This is a genomic window from Bradyrhizobium sp. Kon69 (assembly GCF_055807515.1).
On sequence record NZ_JBVVOS010000491.1, the window covers coordinates 1 to 250 of the forward strand.

Below are 250 nucleotides of genomic sequence, written 5' to 3' on the forward strand. Positions count from 1 at the left end.
GCTCACCACGCGGGATGATCAGGTCGATGGCGCCGTGCTCCAACAGGAACTCGCTGCGCTGGAAACCTTCCGGCAGTTTTTCACGCACGGTCTGTTCGATCACGCGTGGGCCGGCAAAGCCGATCAGGGCTTTTGGCTCGCCGACGATCACGTCGCCCAGCATCGCCAGACTGGCGGAAACGCCGCCGTAGACAGGGTCGGTCAGCACTTGTTCGATCTGCGGCAGACGCTCCAGGGCCAGGCGGCCGAG

1 pseudogene is annotated in these 250 nt (G+C 64.8%); it reads right to left on the bottom strand.

Going from position 1 to position 250, the window contains the following annotated elements:
• A pseudogene (locus AC0L3U_RS39920) lies at positions 1-250 on the bottom strand (acetyl-CoA carboxylase carboxyl transferase subunit beta); the annotation flags it as partial.